Annotated in this window: 14 protein-coding genes; 2 read left to right on the forward strand and 12 right to left on the reverse strand. The window is 64.9% G+C overall.

The annotated features are described in order from the left end of the window. From ROZ00_11305 to ROZ00_11360, 12 genes are all read right to left on the reverse strand, one after another. Positions 1 to 2,352 (reverse strand): heavy metal translocating P-type ATPase, encoded by a 2,352-nt coding sequence (locus tag ROZ00_11305; protein MDT3736804.1) that lies wholly within the window; start codon positions 2,350 to 2,352, stop codon positions 1 to 3. Positions 2,353 to 2,373: 21 nt separating this feature from the next. Continuing rightward, on the reverse strand, positions 2,374 to 2,757 hold the full coding sequence (locus ROZ00_11310; protein ID MDT3736805.1) for a cytochrome c: 384 nt from the start codon (positions 2,755 to 2,757) through the stop codon (positions 2,374 to 2,376). Positions 2,758 to 2,961: 204 nt separating this feature from the next. Further along, positions 2,962 to 3,174 (reverse strand): YHS domain-containing protein, encoded by a 213-nt coding sequence (locus ROZ00_11315; protein ID MDT3736806.1) that lies wholly within the window; start codon positions 3,172 to 3,174, stop codon positions 2,962 to 2,964. Positions 3,175 to 3,192: 18 nt separating this feature from the next. Continuing rightward, positions 3,193 to 3,756 (reverse strand): hypothetical protein, encoded by a 564-nt coding sequence (locus ROZ00_11320; protein ID MDT3736807.1) that lies wholly within the window; start codon positions 3,754 to 3,756, stop codon positions 3,193 to 3,195. A 194-nt stretch (positions 3,757 to 3,950) separates the two neighbouring features. Beyond that, positions 3,951 to 4,493 (reverse strand): cupredoxin family protein, encoded by a 543-nt coding sequence (locus ROZ00_11325; GenBank protein MDT3736808.1) that lies wholly within the window; start codon positions 4,491 to 4,493, stop codon positions 3,951 to 3,953. 49 nt (positions 4,494 to 4,542) lie between these two features. Further along, positions 4,543 to 5,556, reverse strand: coding sequence for a copper resistance protein B (locus tag ROZ00_11330; protein MDT3736809.1), 1,014 nt, complete (start codon positions 5,554 to 5,556; stop codon positions 4,543 to 4,545). Positions 5,557 to 5,585: 29 nt separating this feature from the next. Further along, on the reverse strand, positions 5,586 to 7,391 hold the full coding sequence (locus ROZ00_11335; GenBank protein ID MDT3736810.1) for a copper resistance system multicopper oxidase: 1,806 nt from the start codon (positions 7,389 to 7,391) through the stop codon (positions 5,586 to 5,588). Positions 7,392 to 7,430: 39 nt separating this feature from the next. Continuing rightward, complete coding sequence (locus ROZ00_11340) at positions 7,431 to 7,910, reverse strand: hypothetical protein (GenBank protein MDT3736811.1); 480 nt, start codon at positions 7,908 to 7,910, stop codon at positions 7,431 to 7,433. A 22-nt stretch (positions 7,911 to 7,932) separates the two neighbouring features. Next, positions 7,933 to 11,079, reverse strand: a complete 3,147-nt coding sequence (locus tag ROZ00_11345; GenBank protein ID MDT3736812.1) for an efflux RND transporter permease subunit — start codon at positions 11,077 to 11,079, stop codon at positions 7,933 to 7,935. A gap of 2 nt (positions 11,080 to 11,081) precedes the next feature. Then, positions 11,082 to 12,314, reverse strand: a complete 1,233-nt coding sequence (locus tag ROZ00_11350) for an efflux RND transporter periplasmic adaptor subunit (GenBank protein ID MDT3736813.1) — start codon at positions 12,312 to 12,314, stop codon at positions 11,082 to 11,084. A 21-nt stretch (positions 12,315 to 12,335) separates the two neighbouring features. Continuing rightward, a complete protein-coding gene (locus ROZ00_11355) occupies positions 12,336 to 12,860 on the reverse strand; it encodes a hypothetical protein (GenBank protein ID MDT3736814.1) in 525 nt (174 codons plus the stop codon). Continuing rightward, the gene (locus ROZ00_11360) at positions 12,857 to 14,035 is read right to left on the reverse strand and encodes a TolC family protein (GenBank protein ID MDT3736815.1); all 1,179 of its coding nucleotides are present in this window, start codon (positions 14,033 to 14,035) and stop codon (positions 12,857 to 12,859) included. The genes ROZ00_11355 and ROZ00_11360 overlap by 4 nt, the downstream gene beginning before the upstream one ends. 219 nt (positions 14,036 to 14,254) lie before the next feature. Here ROZ00_11360 and ROZ00_11365 point away from each other — a divergent pair, with 219 nt between their 5' ends. Both ROZ00_11365 and ROZ00_11370 read left to right on the forward strand, forming a co-directional pair. Further along, positions 14,255 to 14,935 carry a heavy metal response regulator transcription factor gene (locus ROZ00_11365; GenBank protein ID MDT3736816.1) on the forward strand — a complete coding sequence of 227 codons (681 nt, stop codon included), beginning with the start codon at positions 14,255 to 14,257 and terminating at the stop codon, positions 14,933 to 14,935. Then, positions 14,935 to 16,329: a heavy metal sensor histidine kinase gene (locus ROZ00_11370; protein MDT3736817.1), complete on the forward strand. Its 1,395-nt coding sequence runs from the start codon at positions 14,935 to 14,937 to the stop codon at positions 16,327 to 16,329. Before ROZ00_11365 ends, ROZ00_11370 begins: the two co-directional genes overlap by 1 nt. Positions 16,330 to 16,853 lie beyond the last annotated feature (524 nt).

Genomic DNA, 16,853 nt, shown 5'->3' on the forward strand with positions numbered 1-16,853 from the left:
TCAGATAGCCGCCCGCCGCAGCCGCAGCGCATTGGTGACGACCGACGCGGAGCTGAAGCTCATCGCCAGCGCCGCGATAAGCGGCGACAGCAGCAGGCCGAAGAAGGGGTAGAGCACACCGGCCGCGATCGGCACGCCGAGCGCGTTGTAGAGGAAGGCGAAGGCCAGGTTCTGGCGCATGTTGCGCACCGAGGCCTCGGACAGGCGGCGGGCGACGGCGATGCCGCGCAGGTCACCCTTAACCAGCGTGAGCTGGGCGCTGTTCATCGCCACGTCGGTGCCGGTGCCCATGGCGATGCCGACGTCGGCGCGCGCCAGCGCCGGCGCATCGTTGATGCCGTCGCCGGCCATGGCGACGATGCGGCCCTGCGCCTGCAGCCGGGCCACCAGATCGTTCTTGTCCTGCGGTTTGACCTCGCCATGAACTTCCTCGATGCCGAGCCGGCGGCCGACGGCGCGGGCCGTGGTGAGGCCGTCGCCGGTGGCCATGACGATGGTCAGGCCGCCGGCGCGCAGCGCCTCCAGCGCCTCCGGCGTGGAGCGCTTGACCGGATCGGAGACCGCGACGAGGCCGGCCGCGCGACCGGCCACGGCGAGATACATCACGCTGGCGCCTTCCTCGCGCAGGGCCTCGGCCTGCTGCGCCAGCGGATGCCAGTCGACGCCGTCTTCCTCCATCAGCGCGGTGTTGCCGAGCGCGACAGTCAGTCCCTGGAGGACGCCGCGCACGCCGATGCCCGAGGCGGATTCGAATTTCTCCGGCGCGTCGAGCTTGAGTTTCTGTCTGCGCGCCTCGGCGACGATGGTCTGCGCCAGGGGATGCTCGGCCCCCTGGTCGAGGCTGGCGGCAAGGCGCAGCACTTCGGCTTCGCTGTTGCCGGCCGCCGCGACGACGCCATGGAAAGCCGGCCTGCCCTCGGTCAGCGTGCCGGTCTTGTCGACGATCAGGGTGTCGACCTTGCGCAGGTTCTCGATCGCCGCCGCGTCGCGGAACAGCACGCCGTGGGTGGCCGCCTTGCCGGTGGCGACCATCACCGACATCGGCGTCGCCAGGCCGAGCGCGCAGGGGCAGGCGATGATCAGCACGGCCACCGCGTTGATGAGGCCGTAGGCCCAGGAGGGCTGCGGGCCGAAGAAGCCCCAGCCGAAGAACGTGATGAGCGCGATCGCCACGACGCCGACGACGAAATACCCGGCGACGACGTCGGCCATGCGCTGCATCGGTGCGCGCGAGCGCTGCGCCAGCGCCACCATCTGCACGATCTGCGCCAGCACCGTCTGCGCGCCGATTTTCTCGGCGCGCATGATCAACGCGCCGCTGGTGTTGAGCGTGGCGCCGATCAGCTTGTCGCCGGCGGACTTGGCGACCGGCATCGGCTCTCCGGTGAGCATGGATTCGTCCACCGCGCTGTCGCCGTCGAGGACCACGCCGTCGACCGGCACCTTCTCGCCCGGCCGCACGCGCAGGCGGTCGCCGGGATGCACATGGGTGAGCGGAATGTCCTCCTCACTGTCGTCCTCACGAATGCGCCGCGCCGTCTTCGGCGCGAGTCCCAGGAGGGCGCGGATGGCGGCGCCGGTTTCCGAGCGCGCCTTGAGTTCCAGCACCTGGCCCAGCAGGGTGAGCGAAATGATGACGGCGGCGGCCTCGAAATACACGGCGACATGACCATTCATGCGGAACGAGGGCGGAAAGAGGTCCGGCAGAACGGTGGCTGTTACGCTATAAACCCAGGCCGCACCGGTGCCCAGGCCGATCAGGGTCCACATGTTCGGGCTGCGGTTCTTCACCGACTGTGCGCCGCGCACGAAGAACGGCCAGCCCGCCCACAGCACGACGGGCGTGCCCAGGGCGAGTTCCACCCAGGGCCGCGCAGTGCCCAACAACGCGTCGAAGGCGCCACCCGACATGGCAATCAAGGTGACCAGAACCGTCAGCGGCAGCGTCCACCGGAAACGGCGGCGGAAATCGGCAAGTTCCGGGTTTTCTCCTTCTTCGAGTTCGGGCAGCACCGGCTCCAGCGTCATGCCGCACTTCGGGCAGGTGCCGGGACCGATCTGCCGCACTTCCGGATGCATCGGACAGGTGTACTCCGCGCCCGGCGCTGCGGCTTGCGCCGGCGCCGGCGCGGGCGCCAGATAACGCTGCGGCTCGGCCTCGAATTTGGCCAGACACTTGGCGCTGCAAAAGCGGATCGTATGGCCGGCGTGCACCGTCGCATGCGGAGAATCCGGCTTCACCGTCATGCCGCAGACCGGGTCTTTGTCGGCGGCCGGCTCCGGCGGCGTTCGCTGCGCACCCGCGACGTGGAGACCGCCGTGATCCGCGTGGTGATGATGAGGGTCGACCATGGCGAACGGACCTCTGTCGTGTTATCGAATGCCCACCTGCCGCTGCCGGGCACGGATAAAGGCCGTTATGTGGGCCACATCGTCCGGTGTCAGGCCCGGCACCGGCTGCATGTCGCCGAACTTCCAGTGATGCGCCCGCACACCGTTTCTGGCAGCCAGCTGGAAAGCGGCATCGCCATGATGCGAAGGCTCGTAAACCCGGTGCAGGAACGGTGGACCTTTGTCCGTACCTTTGAGATCCGGGCCATGGCAACTCGCGCAGTTCTTCTCGTACAGGGGCTTGCCCACCGAAGGGTTGGGCATCAGGCCCGGGCTGGGCTTCGGTATCTGCACGGTTTGAGCTGCTGCCGGCAGGCCGATGAAGGCGACAGCGAACAGCATTGACGAGTGCTTCAAGTATGTCATTCAGCCTCCCTTGCCATCGTGGCGGCCTGCGCCGGGCGGTGTCGACGCGCAGCACGCACGATTGGGCGCTTTCTCATGCGCTTCCTCGTTGGCGCGCCGCCAGGCTCTGAATGCCGCCCACTGCTTTTTCAGCCAGGCCAGCATGTTGTTTCAGGGCGAATCGGAGCAAACGGCCGGCAGCATGAACTGTCTTTCGTGCCGGAATCAGCAAGGCGGCTGCCTGGGCAGCACGCCATGCTGACGGTGCACACGAAGATAGCGCTGCGGGTCTGCAAGGAATGCATCCCTGCATGCCTGGGCGCAAAAATAGTACGTCTTGCGCTGATGCTCGGCTTCCGCAACCGCGGTGAGACGGCTGACGACCATGCCGCAAACCGGGTCCTTGTAACTTCTGTCATCCGGACGGTGCTTCATCATTGCTCCTTTGGATCGGCCTCAATTCCCCGGCTTGGCCGGCTCGCCCGGCTGCATGCCCATGCGGCCCTGCATCATCATTTGCATCATGTCCATGCGTTTTTCCATCATGTCCATGCGCTTGGTCATCATGCCGCCGTCTCCCATCATGCCCTGGCCGCCCATCATGCCCTGGCCGCCCATCATGCCCATGTGTTCCCCCATCATGCCGCCGCCCATCATGCCCATGCCGCCCTTGCCCATCATGCCGCCTTCCATCATCGGGCAGCCCATCATGCCGGCCTGCATGCCGCGCGCCATCTGCATGTTCTCCTGCATGGTCCGCATGTGCTCGGCCATCGCCTTCTGGCGCTCCTCGTCGGTCTTCGCCTTGGAAACGCGGTCGAGCTGGTTCTGCATCTTCTTGACGTTGTCCTGCATCTTCCTGACCGTCTGCTCGGGTTTGGCGGGCGCGGCCTTCGCCTCTTGCGCTTTCTCTGGATGGTGTGCGTCGTCGGCAAACACCGGGGCCGCAAACGCAAGCGAAGCGGCGATCGCTGTCATGGTCAATGCCAGCCTTTGTTTCTGTGGTACGAATTTGTTCATGGTCGTTCTCCTAAAAAGTTCAGTGCTTGTGGTCGGTATGCGTATCTTTTGCAACGGCCAGCGGCGTGAAGCGCGCCTGTTCGGGCTGCTTGCCGGCCAGGGTGAAGGACACCACTGCTTTCATGTCCGGCGTCGACGCGTACTGACACCCTTCATGCGGTTGTCCCCGTCCGGTTTGAGCGCCGCGGCGGCCTTTAGTTTCCGTTTTTTGCAAGAGGCTCAATGAAGAAGCGTCCAGTCATGCCGGCCTCCATATGGCCGGGCACCAGGCAGGCAAAATCCACTGTTCCCGGCTTGTCGAACTGCCAGACGATACCGCCGCGCTGGCCGGCCTTCAGCGTGACCATGTTCGGCTCGTCATGCTGCATGCCGGGTATCTTGCGCATCATTTCGGCGTGCTCCTTGAGCTCACCCAGCGTGCCGATCACCATTTCATGCGGAGTCTTGCCGGCGTTCTTGACGAACAGCCGGACTGTCTCGCCGGCCTTGACGCTGATTTTGTCCGGCGTGTATTGCATGGCGTCATCCATGGTGACTTCGATGGTGCGGCTCACCTTGGCCGGGTCGCCAGGCTTTCCTGCCATTGACGCGGGCGCTGCCTTCTGCATAGCGGACATGTCATGGCCTTGCATCATCTGGTGGCCCTCCATGCCATGGCCACCGGCGGGGTCCCCTGCCGCCAGGGCAATAGCCGGCAGTGCGCCAAGAATCAGAATCGAAAGTGTCATCAATTTCATATTTTATGTCTCCTGTTGGGTTGAGTGATTCGAGAACCGTTGCAATACATCAGAACCAGAAGCGCACGCCGGCAACCCAGCGTGTTTCATCTGTCCTTTCGCCCGCAGCGCGGGCCAGGTCGGCCGTCCCTCCAAATTTTGCGACCCTTTCGACGCCGACATAAGGGGCGAACTCCCGCGTGAATTCGTATCTCAGGCGCAAGCCCGCCACACCTTCCGACAGCCCGGCGCCGGTATCGCGCGCTTTGTCTCGCCTGCCGTACCAGTTGACCTCGACGCGCGGCTGCAAAACGAGCTTTTGCGTGAGCAGCAACTCGTACTCCGCACCCAGGCGTAACGCAGTTCTGCCCTGATTGCCCACGTAGGCGGCCGCATCGACTTCGAACCAGTAAGGGGCGATGCCCTGCACGCCGAAGGCCAGCCAGCCGCGATCGGGGCCCACGCCGCTGTCGTATCGCACACCCAGCTGCGTATCCCAGAAAGTGGCGATGGCATGGCCCCATAGCAACTCGGTCCGGGCCTCTTGCAATTTGCCTTTGGAGACGTCGCCCTCGGCCTTGACGACCAGGCGGTCATAATCACGGCCGAACCAAGCTTGGGCATCATAGGACGTGCCATTGCCATCATGGGTGTGGCTTCGTTCCAACCGATCGATTAGGAGCGCGCCGAAGTTGTGCTCGTCGGACAGGCGCAGGGCGCGTGGCCCGGGGAGCGCATACGGCCCCGATTCAAGCGTGTAACCGCCCGCATAGGCATGCGGGTCACGCGCATCGGGCGGAGCCGATCCACCCTGCATGTTCATTTCACCGTGATCCATGCCCGGCATTTCACCGACGGTTTCCATCTTTCCCGGCTTCATACCGGGCATCGCACTGGGATCCATCCCGCTGTGGTCCATTGCTGGCATCGCATCCTGGGCCGCCTTGAGCTTGACCGCGTCAGACGTAGCACCCTGATGCCGAGGGTTCATCGTCTCGGCGGCGGGACCGGTTTGCGCCCAGACGGGCGTCACGCCAAGGCCGATGATTGCCAAAGCCAGGACTTTCATTCGCTTGTTTGTCATTTTCATATTCCTATCGTTTCCGCCAGCGCTTATGCCACCACCACTTCGCGGAACATGCCCGCATCCATGTGGAACATCAGATGGCAATGCCAGGCCCAGCGGCCCAGCGCGTCGGCGGTGACGAGGAAGCTGATACGTTGCGCCGGCTGCACGGGAATGGTGTGGCGGCGTGCCTGGAAGCCCCCACCGTCTTGCTCCAGTTCGCTCCACATGCCGTGCAGGTGCATGGGATGGGTCATCATGGTGTCGTTGTGGAGAATGACCCGCAGCCGCTCGCCATAGCGGAAATGCAGAGGCGTGGACCGGCCGAACTCAAGGCCGTCGAGCGACCATGTGTAACGTTCCATGTTGCCGGTCAGGTGCAGTTCGACCTCGCGCTCGGGGCCACGCGAGTCTAACGAACCGTCGACGGTGTGAAGATCGGCTAGCGTCAGCACGCGGCGCCCATTGTTGCGCAGGCCAACCCCGGGGTCATCCAGATTGGTGCGCGCCATGTCCACCCGCATGTCGGTGCTGGGGCCATATTCGGTTTTCGCGTGGCGCGCCTGCGTACTCGGCTTGGCCAGTTTACCGCCCATGGCCATCCCGGCTTGCATGGCGTGCTTGCTGTGGTCCATGGCCATTCCGCCGTGGTTCATGCCACCCATTCCATCTGACCCGCCATGGCTCATGCTGGCCATGCCTCCACCCATCGCGCCCATCATGTCGGTCATGGTCAACCATTCAGCAGGGTCGACTTTGGGCACGGGCGCCTCAAGCCCCTCGCGGACGGCCAGGGTGCCGCGCGCGAAACCCGTGCGATCCATCGTCTGGGCAAACACCGTGTAGGCATCGTCCTTCGGCGCCACCATCACATCGTAGGTTTCACCCGGCCCAAATCTGAATTCGTCGACCGTCACCGGCTCGACGTACTGGCCATCCGCCTGCACCACGGTGAGCTTGAGCCCGGGGATCCGTACGTCATAGAATGTATTGGCCGCGCCGTTGATAAAGCGCAGCCGAACCCGCTCGCCCGGACGGAACACCCCGATCCAGTTGCCGGCGGGTGTCGTGCCATTCATCAGATAAGTGAGCGTCACGGCCGAGAGATCGGCCAGGTCGGTCGGACTCATGCGCATTTCGTTCCACATCTTGCGCTTGTCGATCGCAGCCTTGAGGCCATTGCGTGACACGTCCCCGAAGAAGTCCGCCGCTGTTGGCCGGTTATAGTTGTAGTAATCGCTCTGCATCTTCAGCTTGGCGAAGACACGCATCGGATCTTCGTCAGTCCAGTCCGACAGATGGATCACGTGGTCGCGATCGGCCTTAATCGTCTCGCCACCGGACGGCTCGATGACGATGGCGCCGTACATTCCGGTCTGTTCCTGCGTGCCGGAGTGCGAGTGATACCAGTAGGTGCCACTCTGCTCGACCCTGAACCGATAGGTGAAGGTTTCTCCCGGTGCGATGCCCTTGTAGCTGATACCTGGCACGCCGTCCATCTGGAACGGCAGGATGATTCCGTGCCAGTGAATGGAAGTATCTTCGCGCAGATTGTTGGTCACGCGTATCGTGACCGTATCGCCTTCTCGCCAGCGTAGCGTGGGCGCCGGGATCGATCCGTTGATGGTGGTGGCCATGCGCAGATTGCCGGTGAAATTAACCGTTGATTCTGCGATAACAAGATTGAATTCGGTGCCGCTGAGCACCGGTGCGCCGCGGCTGGTCGCTTTGGTGCTGGTTGCCCAGCCCGGCTTGACGACAGACGACAAGCCGAGCAGAACGCCGCCCGCCGCCAAGCCTTGCACGAATCGGCGGCGCGGCAAATGGGTAACCGGCAAATAATCAGGTTTCATGCGGGTCTAATCTCAAATCGGTTCATCGTTGCCGGGGCATCAATGCTTGTGGTCGGTATGCCCGTCCTTGGCGACGGCGAGCGGGGTGAAGCGCGCCTGTTCGGCTTGCTTGCCGGCCAGGGTGACGGACACCACCACCTTCGTGTCAGGCGACGACGCGTATTTGGCGAAGCCTTTCAGCATGTTCTCGCCTTCCGGTTTGAGCGTGGCCGTGGCCTTTAGTTTCCCGGCAAGGATCGTTGCGCTGCCGCTGGCGCCCGCGGTGGAGATCTTCGCGCCGGCATGGTCGGTGACGTAGACCACGACCGGATTTTCCTGCGCCGCCGTGGCGTTCTTCGCCAGCACCAGCTCGTAGTGGTAGGGCCCGGCCATGCGCAACTGGCCGCTGTTGGGGGCTTTCTGCGTATCCAGATAGGCGTCGTCGTGGGCCAGGGCGGCGCCTGCGGCAAAAGTCAGTACCATAGAAACAAGGACTGGCACTAGTCCCGTCAGGACGGCGAGGAATCCGATGCGTTTCATGATGTCTCCTTTCATGTTGCGGTTAAAAACTTTCCTGCTCTTTCATGGCCAGCAGCCGCTGCAAGGGCTTCTCGCCCCACATCCGGAACATCACCGGCGTCAGCAGCGTGTCCAGCAGCGTGGAGCTCACCAGGCCGCCGAAGATCACCACCGCCACCGGATGCAGCACTTCCTTGCCCGGCGCATCGGCCGAGAGCAGCAGCGGCACCAGGGCGAAAGCGGCCACCAGCGCCGTCATCAGCACCGGCGTCAGGCGTTCGAGCGAGCCGCGCACGATCATGTGGTCGCCGAACTGCTCGCCCTCGAAGGCGCACAGGTTGATGTAATGGCTGATCTTGAGGATGCCGTTCCGCGTGGCGATGCCGGTCAGCGTGATGAAGCCGACCAGCGCCGCCACCGAAAGCGGCTGGCCGGAAATCCACAGGGCGACGACGCTGCCGACCAGCGCCAGCGGAATGTTGCCCATGATGATGGCCGTCAGCGCCATCGAACGGTAGCGGCTGTAGAGCACCAGGAAGATCATCGTCAGCGACACCAGCGCCAGCAGGGCGATCAGGCGCGCCGCCTGCTCCTGGGCCTGGAACTGGCCTTCGAGGGCGGTGAAGTAGCCTTCGGGCAGGGGCCGCGCGGCGATCTCGGCGCGGATGTCGGCGATGACTTTCGACATGTCGCGGCCGTCGGTATTGGCGGAAATGACGATGCGGCGGCGCGCATTCTCGCGGCTGACCTGGTTCGGTCCGTCGCTGTCCTCGATCGCCGCCAGGCGGGAGAGGGGCACATGCCCGCCGGGCGTCTCGATGAGCAGGTTCGGCAGCTCCTGCAGCCCGCGCCCGCTCTCGGGCAGACGCACGACGAGGTCGAAGCGGCGATTGCCCTCGACGATCTGCGTGATGCGCTCGCCCTCGATCATCTGCTCGAGGGAACGCAACAGATTACCCGGCGCCACGCCGTAGCGTGCCGCCTGCTCGTAATCGACGCGGATCTTGATCTGCGGGATCAGCACCTGCTTCTCGATCTGCAGGTCGGTGACGCCGGGGATCTTCGCCAGCCGCGCGCGCAGGTCGGCCGCCAGGCCGCGCAGGGTGTCGAGGTCGTCGCCATACACCTTGAGCGCGATCTGGGCACGCACGCCGGAGAGCAGATGGTCGAGGCGGTGCGAGATGGGCTGGCCGACATTGCTCACCGCCGGCAGCACGGCCAGGCGCGCGCGGATGTCGCCGATGATCGCCTCGCGGCTGCGTTCGGACGTTTTCAGGTCCACGTCCATTTCCGTGTAATGGACGCCCTCCGCGTGCTCGTCCAATTCGGCCCGCCCGGTGCGGCGGCCGACCTTGGTGACTTCGGGCACGCCCGCCACGATTCTCTCGGCCAGGGTGCCGATGCGGTTCGACTCGGCGAGCGAGGTGCCGGGATTGAGCAGCACGTTCACCGTCAGCGTGCCTTCGTTGAACGGCGGCAGGAAGGAACGCGGGAAGAGCGGAATGCTGGCGGCGGTGAGTACGACCACCGCCGCCGCGCCGGCGAGCAGCGCGCGGCTGCGGCCGAAGGACCAATGCAGCAGCTTCGCGTCCCAGCGCTTGAGCCGGGTGACCAGCGGACTGTCGCCGGCGTGCAATTGCTTCATCCAACCGCCGCCGTGTGCGGCGGTTCCAGCATCTCGCAGCAGGTAGTAGGCCAGCACCGGCGTGACGGTGACCGAGACGATCATGCTGGCGAGGATGGAGACGATGTAGGCCACGCCGAGCGGCGTGAACAGGCGGCCCTCGATGCCGGGCAGGACGAACAGCGGCACGAACACCAGCACGATGATGAAGGTGGCGTAGACAATGGCCGAGCGCACTTCCAGCGTCGCCCTGGCGATGACTTCCGCGACCGGTCGCGGCTCGGCCAGATCGCGATTGAGCTTGAGCCGGCGCAGGACGTTCTCCACGCCCACCACCGCATCGTCCACCAGTTCGCCGATGGCGATGGCCAGGCCGCCCAGGGTCATGGTGTTGATGGACAGGCCGAAATAGCGGAACACCAGCGCGGTCACCAGCAGCGACAGCGGGATCGCCGTCAGCGAGATCAGCGTGGTGCGGACGTTGAGCAGGAACAGGAAGAGGATCACCGCCACCAGGATGGCGCCGTCGCGCAGCGCCTCCTCGACGTTGGTCACCGAATGCTCGATGAAGTCCGCCTGCTTGAAGAGGAACTGCGGCGCCTCGACGCCCTGCGGCAAGGACTTCGACAATTCGGCCATGGCGCGCTCGACTTCGCGCGTCAGGGCGACGCTGTCGGCGGCGGGCTGCTTCTGCACGGAAAGGATCACGGCCGGTTTGGCGTTGTAGCCGGCGTCGCCGCGCTTGATGGCCGGTGCAAGCTTCACCTCGGCGACCTGCTTGAGCAGGATCGGCTGGCCACCATGTTGGCCACTGCGCACCGCCACCACCAGATTCTGCAAATCTTCGATGCGGCTGGTGCGGCCGATCTGGCGGATCAGGTATTCGCGGCCCTGCGCCTCGAGGAAGCCGCCGCTGGTGTTGGCGCCGAAGTCCTTCAGTGCGCCCTCCAGCTTCTCGCGCTCGACGCCGAGCGCCTGCAGTTGCGCCGGCTTGAGCTCGACGCGGTACTGCCGCACCTCGCCGCCGATCGGGATCACCTGCGCGATGCCGGGTATGGTCAGCAGACGCGGCCGCATCACCCAGTCGGCGTATTCGCGCACCGCCATCGGACTCACCTTGGCCGGATCCGCCGGCAGGGCGATCAACAAAATCTCTCCCATGATGGAGGAGATCGGCCCAAGCTGCGGCACGATGCCTTCGGGCAGCTGCTCGCGCACCAGGTTCAGGCGCTCGGCGATCTGCTGGCGGTTCCGGTAGATGTCCGAGCCCCACTCGAACTCGACATAGACGATGGACAGGCCGACGCCGGAGACCGAGCGCACGCGGGTGACGCCCGGCATGCCGTTCATGCTCGACTCGACGGGGAAGGTAACGAGCTGCTCGACCTCCTCTGGCGCCATGCCGCCGGCCTCGGTCATCAGCGTCACCGTCGGCTTGTTGAGGTCGGGAAAGACGTCCACCGGCATCTGGCGCACGGTCAGCGCGCCGTAGATCACCAGCAGCAGCGACACGCCGACGACGATCAGCCGCTGTTTCAGGCTGGTGTTGATGATATGTTCGAACATGGCTATCTGACCTGGGCGAGCAGGCCGGCGCCTTCGGTGACGATGCGTTCGCCGTTGTTGATTCCGGAAATCGCCGTCGCGCGGGCCGCGTCGAGCGGCGCCACGCTCACTTTGCGCAGAACGAAGCGTTCCGCCCCGTCGCGCACCCACACCGCCGTCTCGCCGGCACTGACTTTCACCAGCGCGGCCTGCGGCAGCGCCGCGCCCTTGACGGTACGCGAGGTCTGGGCGATCACCTTGAGCGGCTGGCCGACCGCCACCGGAGCCGTCCAATTGGAATCGCGCAGCGACTCACGACGCGCCCCGTAGGAAGTACCCTTGGGGTGCTCCCCTCTCCCCTCGCGGGAGAGGGGCTGGGGGTGAGGGGGAACGACGCGGAACAGCAAGGGAATGGCCTGTTCGCGCAATTGCCGGCCGCCGCCGACGAACTGCAATTCCAGCGCGCCGCCGGGCAGCGGCGCGGAGGCACGGGCGATGCCCTCGATCAGCGCCGCATCGTAGGCCAGCGCCTCCACCGCCAGGCGCGCGGGGTCGATCACCTCGAACAGGATCTCCTTCGCCTCCACCACCTGGCCGGCCACCACGCTGGCGGCGCCGATCACGCCGGACACCGGCGCGACAAGCGGTTCCGCTGCGCCAATGCTGGCGCCGACGGCGGCGCGGCGCTTCTTCAGCGACGCCACCTCGAAGCGGGCCGTCTCGATGGCCGCTTTCGACACGACGCCCTCAAGCTGCTCATAGCGGGCCTGCTTGCGCTCGGCGATGGCGAGCTGCGCATCGATCTCGGCGAACTGCGCCTGCTGGTTGCCGCGCTCAATGCTCGATGCCGTGGGGCGCAGGAAGGCGAGCACCTGTCCCCTGGAGACCTTCTGTCCCAGCGTCGGCAGTCCTTTCGGCCCGGCTTCGATGCGGCCGGACTGGGTCGCCTGGATGCGCCCGCCGGCGTTCGGGTCGGCGATGACCTTGCCGTTGAATTCGACGGTCGCCGCCAGATCCTTGATTTCGGCCACCACATGGCGCAGGCCGAGCTGGCGCTGCACCGCCTTCGGCACGAACAGGCTGCCGTCGGGGAGCCGCTGCGCCGCCGTCGCTTCGGCGGGCAGCGCCCCGGCCGCAGCGGGCTTGACGGCGGCCGCGGGCTTCTTGTCCTGGCTGTGATCCTCGTCGCCGTGGGCGATGGCCCGCCCTGCGGCAAGCCCCAATAGGGCGGCCGTGACAACGGCCGCAAGATTCATTCGAGACATCGCTTCCATCCCTCAGTGTTTGCGGTTGATCTTGCGACGGCGCACGGCGACGAGGCCGGCGCCGGCCAGCAGCAGCACACCCGAGGCGCCCCACACCGTCCATTCGCCCCAGCCGTGGGCATGCTCGACACCGGCTGCCGGCAGGGCGAGGTCGAGCGTGGCGGTGAGCAGGTCGGCGGCATCGCCCGCCTGCACGGAAATCGTCAGCGGGTGCTTGCCGGGTTGAGAGAAGGCCTGGCCCGGCACCGAATACACGCCCGGTGCAACCTGGGCCGCGACGGCCTTGAAGGTTCCGCTTTCGATCTCGATTTCGGCGTCGGGCACGGGCGCGTTGTCGGCGTAGCGATCGAGATAGAGAGTCAGCTTCCCCGCCGCCAGCACGGCGACCAGTTCGAAGTCTTCGGACTGGGCGGACGTGCGCGGCGCGACATCGCCTGCCAGGGCGGGCGCGGCGCCCTCGCCGTGATCCTCGCCGCCATGCCCCCAGGCGGCCGACGCGAGGAAAGCCGCCGCAATGAATGAAATGAAGTGCTTCAAGGCAGAACCCCCAGAATTTGTTTGAGACGGGATTGGGCCGCGGCGCGCGCGACCTGCTGACGGTTGAGGAAGGCCTCGGCCTCGAAGGCGCCGGCGCGCACGCGCAGCAGCGTCGTCAGGTCCGATTCGCCGAGCGAGAAGGCCTTCTCGGCGAGGCGCAGGTTGTCGGCAGTCAGTTCGCGGCGTTCCTTTGCCATGGCGAACTGGCGCTCCGCGGCAGCGAGATCGAGGCGGGCCTTTTCCGTGTCGAGCTGCAGCCTGAGCCGGGCCAGCGCCAGTTCGGCATCGGCCTGGGATGCCTCGGCGCGGGCGGCGGCGTTTTCCTGGCGCACGCGCGCGCCGGAGGAGAAGGGGATCGTCAGCTTGACGCCGATCATGTTGGCGTAAGGCTCGGAGAACTCTCCCCGCTCGCGCACCACGCGCAGCGCGATCTCCGGGGCATCGCGGCGGGTTTCCTCGGCGACCCTGAGTTTGGCGCGTGCCGTCCGGGCCGATGCGGCAACTGCAGACAGTTGCGGATGGTTTTCCGCCGGCTCGCGCGCCGCAATGACGGCCTCCGACGCCAGCACGGAGGGCGCGGCGGCGCCCGTGAGATTGCGGTAGAGCTGTTCCGCCTGCAGCAGCGCGGCCTCCGCCTCGATCGATTCCGCTTCCGCGGCAAGGCGTTCGCCTTGCGCCAGATTGGCATCGATCCGCGCCAGATCGCCGGCCTTGAAGCGGCGCAGCACATCCGCCTCCAGCGCGCCGGCCGTCGTCGCCCGACGCCTGGCCAGGTCGCGGGCATTGCGAGCGTCGGCAACGGCCCACCAGGCTTCGCGCACCTCACCCGCGATCTGCAGACGCAGGGCAGCGCGGCGGGCGGCGACTTCCGCGAACGTACTCTCCGCCTCGGCGACGCGCGCCGACTGCTGCCCCGGCAGCCAGAGCGGAACGGCCATTTCGGCCTCCCATTCCTGTTTGCCGCGATTGCGATTGAGCCGATCGTTCAGGCTGGAGAGGGACAGCGAGGCCGGGCCGGGGGTGATACCGGCCGCCACGTCGGCGCGGGCCCGCGCTTCATCCTCGCGTGCCGAGACAGCGGCTGCCTGCGGGTGGCGTGTCCAGGCCTGCTCCAGCGCCTCGCCGAGCGTCTGGCTATACACCGGCCAGGCGATTGCCAGCCCGGCCAGCAGCATCGGTATTGTTTTAGTTCCGACATCACGCCCGCAAGCGGGCATGAGTCTTCTCTGAAACTGCGTTTTCATCGGGGCTTGTCCTCCCTTGTTCATGGTGGGCATGATGCTTTCAGCCACCCAACTAAAAGCTGACAGGAGCATTACAAGTTTGTAATCTTCGAAAACCGGGGGTCCGCGCATGCACAATTGGCCCACGTGACCACGTCCACAAGGGATGCGATGAAAATCCTGATCGTCGAAGACGAGCAAAAGACCGGCGACTACCTGAAGCAGGGCCTGTCCGAGGCCGGCTTCGTGGCGGACCTGGTGCGCGACGGGGTTGACGGCAGGCACCTGGCGCTGACCGACGACTACGATCTGGTGGTGCTCGATGTCATGCTGCCGGGACTGGACGGCTGGCAGGTGCTGCGGGAAATCCGGCAGGCGGGGCGGCACATGCCCGTGCTGTTCCTGACCGCCCGCGACCAGGTCGAAGACCGGGTGAAGGGACTGGAACTGGGCGCGGACGATTACCTCGTCAAGCCGTTCGCTTTCTCGGAACTGCTGGCGCGGGTGCGCACGCTCCTGCGCCGGGGCAAATCCAAGGAACCTGAACTGCTCCAGGTTGCCGACCTGGATCTGGACCTCCTGCGGCGCCGGGTGACGCGCGCCGGAAAGCGCATCGATCTCACCGCCAAGGAATTCGCGCTGCTCGAACTGCTGCTGCGCCGCCAGGGCGAGGTGCTGCCACGTTCGCTGATCGCCTCCCAGGTCTGGGACATGAATTTCGACAGCGACACCAATGTCATCGAAGTTGCCATGCGGCGGCTGCGGGCGAAGATCGACGACGATTTCGAGCCCAAGCTGATCCGCACCGTCCGCGGCATGGGTTACGTCCTCGAAGTCCCGGAAGCGGCGTGATGCGCCCGAGGTCGATCACCTTCCGGCTCACGCTGTTCTTCTCAACCGCCTCGACTCTCGTCCTCCTGGCGATCGCCTACTGGGTCGGCGCCACCGTGGAGATGCATTTCGAGGAGCAGGATCAGCACGAATTCGAGGGCAAACTGACGCTGATCCGACACGCCCTCTCGAAAGCGCACTCGCCGGACGAACTGGCCGCCACCGCCCAACGCATCGAAGATGCCCTCGTCGGGCACCACGGTCTTACCGTTTCGGTCGCCGAGCTGGGACCGCGAACGCTGTTCGCCACGCCGGATGCGGCGCTGCTCGCCCCGCTCATGCAGAGCCGCGCCGGCCAGGAAGCCGGCAAGCCGTCGAAGCCGCATGTGTGGTCATCGGAAGGACAGACTTACAGAGGCATCGTCGCACTGGCGCAGACCGGCATGCCGGATGCCCCCCCCTTCACGGTCGCCCTCGCTCTGGATATCGGCCACCACCTGGAGTTTTTGGCGGCATTCCGCAAAAGCCTCTGGCTTGCCGTCGTCGTCTGCATCCTGCTCACGGCGCTGCTGGGCTGGACCGCAGCGCGCCGGGGACTAGCGCCGGTGCGCGACATGGCGCGCGTGGCGCACGGCATTTCCGCCAGCAGGCTGGAAAACCGGCTGCCGCTCGATACCGTACCGGCCGAATTGACGAAGCTGGCGGTCGCCTTCAACGACATGCTCGGCCGGCTCGAGGATTCCTTCCGCCGCCTGTCGGATTTCTCCTCGGATCTGGCCCACGAACTGCGCACACCCATCAGCAATTTGATGACCCAGACCCAGGTAGCCCTTACCAAGACACGCTCGGCCGATGAATATCGTGAAGTGCTCTATTCGAACCTGGAGGAATACGACCGGCTCGCCCGCATGATCGGCGACATGCTGTTCCTGGCGAAGGCGGATCACGGTCTGATCGTACCGCAAAGCGAGCCGGTCAGCCTTGCCGAGGAAGTGCGGCAGCTTTTCGACTATTACAGCGCGCTGTCGGAAGAGCGGGGAGTTCATCTCGAACTCGAAGGCGATGGTTTGGTGCGGGGCGACAAATCGATACTACGCCGTGCGCTCGACAACTTGCTTTCGAATGCCATTCGGCATACACCGCGCGGCAACGCAATCAATGTGCGCATTGACCTTCCGGCTCTGGGGAATATCCGTCTGGCAATCGAGAATCCGGGTGAAACAATTCCGCCCGAACATCTACCCCGCTTGTTTGACCGCTTCTATAGGGTCGACGCGTCTCGTCAAAGGACGCATGAAGGCGCCGGGTTGGGGTTAGCTATCGCCAAGTCAATTGTCGAGGCGCATCAGGGTACGATAAGCGTCAGATCGGTAAATTGTTTGACTCGTTTCGAGATAGTGTTGCCGGCAAGCTGAGGGTTCCAAAGAGTTTCTGAAGAAACAGGACCGATGCTCGACCGGAATCGCATTGCATGTCCCGGGAACTATATTCTTGCCGGCAATCGGAACCATATCGTTGCCGAATTAGGGAATTTAAATTCCGTAGGATATTTTTTGCCAAACGCCAAGAAGCATATCTATGCCGAGTTATTGATTTGTGGTGCATAACCTTGCCGCTTGATATACAACAACATAGAACCATGCATCTCCACGGCATCAATAACCAAGCCAGCGCTTGATCAATCGCCACAAATCGCTAAGCAATCCAGGCGGAGCTGCCTGGTTAGAATACTGATTTTGAGGCTCCTGCGCCTGCAGGCCCTTTTTGCGATTTACAGTTTCGAAGTACGCCCTTTTAATGGCGTAATCGATAGCTCGACCGCGGTCGATTTGTCGTTGCGACATCTCCCCGGCCCACGCCACCTTACTTCTGCGAATCCATAGAGGGTGAAACCCTCTATGCTGACCAACTCGATCAAGTTCCTGACGAGTACAGGAAA

It is taken from the genome of Denitratisoma sp. (assembly GCA_032027165.1).
In the GTDB taxonomy this organism is placed as follows: Bacteria; Pseudomonadota; Gammaproteobacteria; order Burkholderiales; family Rhodocyclaceae; genus Desulfobacillus.

Excerpts from the sequence above, each read along its gene's own strand:
- ROZ00_11305 (MDT3736804.1), bottom strand. The coding sequence starts at position 2,352 with ATGGTCGACCCTCATCATCACCACGCGGATCACGGCGGTCTCCACGTC.
- ROZ00_11310 (MDT3736805.1), bottom strand. The coding sequence starts at position 2,757 with ATGACATACTTGAAGCACTCGTCAATGCTGTTCGCTGTCGCCTTCATC.
- ROZ00_11315 (MDT3736806.1), bottom strand. The coding sequence starts at position 3,174 with ATGATGAAGCACCGTCCGGATGACAGAAGTTACAAGGACCCGGTTTGC.
- ROZ00_11320 (MDT3736807.1), bottom strand. The coding sequence starts at position 3,756 with ATGAACAAATTCGTACCACAGAAACAAAGGCTGGCATTGACCATGACA.
- ROZ00_11325 (MDT3736808.1), bottom strand. The coding sequence starts at position 4,493 with ATGAAATTGATGACACTTTCGATTCTGATTCTTGGCGCACTGCCGGCT.
- ROZ00_11330 (MDT3736809.1), bottom strand. The coding sequence starts at position 5,556 with ATGACAAACAAGCGAATGAAAGTCCTGGCTTTGGCAATCATCGGCCTT.
- ROZ00_11335 (MDT3736810.1), bottom strand. The coding sequence starts at position 7,391 with ATGAAACCTGATTATTTGCCGGTTACCCATTTGCCGCGCCGCCGATTC.
- ROZ00_11340 (MDT3736811.1), bottom strand. The coding sequence starts at position 7,910 with ATGAAACGCATCGGATTCCTCGCCGTCCTGACGGGACTAGTGCCAGTC.
- ROZ00_11345 (MDT3736812.1), bottom strand. The coding sequence starts at position 11,079 with ATGTTCGAACATATCATCAACACCAGCCTGAAACAGCGGCTGATCGTC.
- ROZ00_11350 (MDT3736813.1), bottom strand. The coding sequence starts at position 12,314 with ATGAATCTTGCGGCCGTTGTCACGGCCGCCCTATTGGGGCTTGCCGCA.
- ROZ00_11360 (MDT3736815.1), bottom strand. The coding sequence starts at position 14,035 with ATGCTGCTGGCCGGGCTGGCAATCGCCTGGCCGGTGTATAGCCAGACG.
- ROZ00_11365 (MDT3736816.1), top strand. The coding sequence starts at position 14,255 with ATGAAAATCCTGATCGTCGAAGACGAGCAAAAGACCGGCGACTACCTG.
- ROZ00_11370 (MDT3736817.1), top strand. The coding sequence starts at position 14,935 with ATGCGCCCGAGGTCGATCACCTTCCGGCTCACGCTGTTCTTCTCAACC.